The sequence below is a fragment of the Microcystis sp. M53603_WE2 genome (genome assembly GCF_030065435.1).
Window position 1 is genome coordinate 1 of record NZ_JASJFF010000413.1, and the last position, 2,877, is coordinate 2,877.

The following is a 2,877-nucleotide window of genomic DNA, read 5'->3' on the forward strand; positions in this document are numbered from 1 at the left end:
GAGGGTTTATCCTTGAGTGGGGTAAATGAATTATTAATTAACCGTTTGGAACCGGTTTTAGAAGGAGAAATTCGCCAATTAGATACAAGTGTACCAACAGTTTTATTAGCCCATTTAATGGCCGATCGAGCTAGTTTAGGAGCAGAAAGATTTTTAGCGGTTGGTAAAGGGTTTACTGTGCCTTTATCGTTGCTAAATCGTCCACAATTCGAGTATGTTGCCCTAGGTCATGTTCACAAACACCAAAATCTTAATCCTAGCAATGATCCGCCTATTGTCTATCCGGGCAGCATCGATCGAGTGGATTTTAGCGAGGAAAAAGAAGATAAGGGCTATGTTCTAATAGAAGTGGCTAAAGGAGAGGTTAAATGGGAATTTTGTCCTTTACCCGTGCGTCCTTTCCGTTCCATCGAAGTGGATGTTTCTGAGGCAGAAAACCCCCAAAAAGAATTGCTAAAAGCTCTCAAAAAACACGATATTCAGGAAGCAGTTATCCGCTTAGTTTATAAAATTCGCAGTGAACAATTAGAACTAATCAACACCAATCAGCTTGACGAAGCGTTAAAAACTGCCCATAGTTATAGTATTCGGGCTGAGTTAATTAGTCAATTAACCCGTCCCCGTTTACCGGAATTAGGGGTGGGTAATCAATTAGATCCGATGGAGGCGTTAAAAGCTTATATCGATAATAAGACAGATTTGCGCGATATTGTCGATGATATGTTAGAGGCAGCCCAGCTTTTATTAAATCAACAGCCAGAAATTTGGCTAGAGGAAGAAACCTCGATTTAGCTATCAGTTATCAGTTATCAGTTATCAGTTATCAGTTATCAGTTATCAGTTTACTGCTCACTGAAACATCTTCCCTATCCCTCTTTGAACTAACAATGAGTTTATGTCTTAATCCCGATTGTCTATATAACAATGATCCTACAGATAAATTCTGTCAAAAATGTCGCTTTCAATTATTACTAAAAGATCGTTATCGTGCTATAAAATTAATTGGTCAAGGAGGTTTCGGTAAAACTTTTCAAGCAATTGATGAGGATAAACCTTCTAAACCTTATTGTGTGATTAAACAATTTTTTCCTAGCGCTCAAGGTAGCAATGCTCTCAAGAAAGCGGCGGAATTATTTAAAGAAGAAGCGATTAGTTTAGATAATCTCGGTCAACACCCACAAATTCCCTCCCTCTATGCCTATTTTACCAGCAATGATGGGCGACAATATCTTGTTCAAGAATATATTGAGGGAGAAAATCTAGAACAAGAATTACAAAGCGAGGGAGTTTTCAATGAGGAAAAGATCAAACATCTTTTATTGGAAATTTTGCCAATTCTTGATTTTATCCATGCTAAAAGAGTCATTCATCGGGATATTAAACCAGCTAATATAATTAGGAGACGCAGCGATAATAAAATAATTTTAGTGGATTTTGGTGCCTCTAAATTCATGCCCATTGCTAACCTTTCCCTGACAGGAACAGTGATCGGTTCGCCGGGATATATCGCTCCAGAACAAAGCAATGGCAAAGCGATTAATAGCAGTGATTTATATAGTTTGGGAGTCACTTGTATCTATTTATTAACGGGAATATCTCCCTTTGAATTATTCGATGTGAGTGAACATGAATGGGTATGGAGAAAGCACCTGATTAATAATCCTGTTATTGTTGAATTAGGTAAAATTTTAGATAAATTAATTGAATTTGGCACCAAAAAACGTTATCAATCAGCCGGGGAAGTCCTGCAAGAGTTAGCAGTCAAATTAGCCTTCGTGATTCCGCCAAAACCCCGATCACAGAATACAATTCAAGAAACGGTTTTGCCAGTTTTTCCAGCCGCCACCAGGGAGGAAATTAACCTCAAAAGTGCCAAGGAAATTGATTACACTAACCTACGGGATTTCTTAGCGCAAGAAAAATGGCAAGAGGCAGATCAAGAAACGGCTAATCTCTTCTTAAAAGTTGCCGATCGAACTAAAGAAAAATATCTTAAGATAGAAGACATAGATAACTTTCCCTGTGAAGATTTAGCCACTATCAATCAACTCTGGTTAAAATATAGTCAGGGAAAATTCGGTATATCTGTTCAGAAAAGAATCTATGAAAGTTTGGGAGGAAGCAGCAATTATGATCAACAAAAATGGAACGCTTTTGGAACAAAAGTCGGTTGGCGAGTTAATAACAAGTGGTTATACTACGATCAAATTACTTTCTCTCTCAAAGCACCCTGGGGACATCTCCCCACCCTTGTGTGGGGTGTGGGGGGTGGGATAATTCTTTTTTCTCGTCTGGAAACCTGTGCCATGGACGGAGTTTCTAGCAGGGGATAAATTGACTTAAAAACTTTTCTGGAGAATTAAACAATTTCTCCCTTCGCCAGTGCGGATATATTGTAAAGTATCAGTAAGAGAACGCATAAAAATTAATCCTCGATCGCTTTCCATTTCCAAAGGTGCGAGAGGATGTTGTTGTAGAGAATCGAGTTTGGCTTGCAGATCAAAAGGTTGACCGTGATCCCATATTCTTATTTCTAGAGAATGGGACTGTAAAGTTAATTCTAGATCGATGGGTGTAGTCGGTGGTAAATGTTGGTGAGCGTAACGGACAGTATTAGTAAATCCTTCCGCTAAAGCCACTTTACACTGCCAAAGCACCGACTCAGGTAGAAAAGAGCGGCCGTGAGATTCAAACCATTGTAGGACTGGGATTAAAGCTGCCAATTCCGTCCGGACTTGTAGATGGAAATGGAGGGGGAAAGAAGGGGAATTTAAGACTTCAGAAGGCACCACTGTTTTTTTGAAAGAGAATCAAAATTGTTTTAAAAATCAGTTGTAGATCGTAGCCTAAACTCCAATTTTCTTGATAGCGCAAATC

At 38.9% G+C, this 2,877-nt stretch carries 3 protein-coding genes; 2 read left to right on the top strand and 1 reads right to left on the bottom strand.

All coding sequences use genetic code 11. The features are described from left to right. Both PX481_RS08640 and PX481_RS08645 read left to right on the top strand, forming a co-directional pair. A partial coding sequence (locus PX481_RS08640; protein ID WP_288094393.1) for a metallophosphoesterase family protein occupies window positions 1-792 on the top strand: 792 nt, incomplete at its 5' end. A gap of 95 nt (window positions 793-887) precedes the next feature. Continuing rightward, window positions 888-2,333 (top strand): serine/threonine-protein kinase, encoded by a 1,446-nt coding sequence (locus tag PX481_RS08645; RefSeq protein WP_043998831.1) that lies wholly within the window; start codon window positions 888-890, stop codon window positions 2,331-2,333. 6 nt (window positions 2,334-2,339) lie between these two features. Here the strand turns inward: PX481_RS08645 and PX481_RS08650 are convergent, their stop codons facing one another. Then, the gene (locus tag PX481_RS08650) at window positions 2,340-2,792 is read right to left on the bottom strand and encodes an ATP-binding protein (protein WP_288094395.1); all 453 of its coding nucleotides are present in this window, start codon (window positions 2,790-2,792) and stop codon (window positions 2,340-2,342) included. Window positions 2,793-2,877 lie beyond the last annotated feature (85 nt).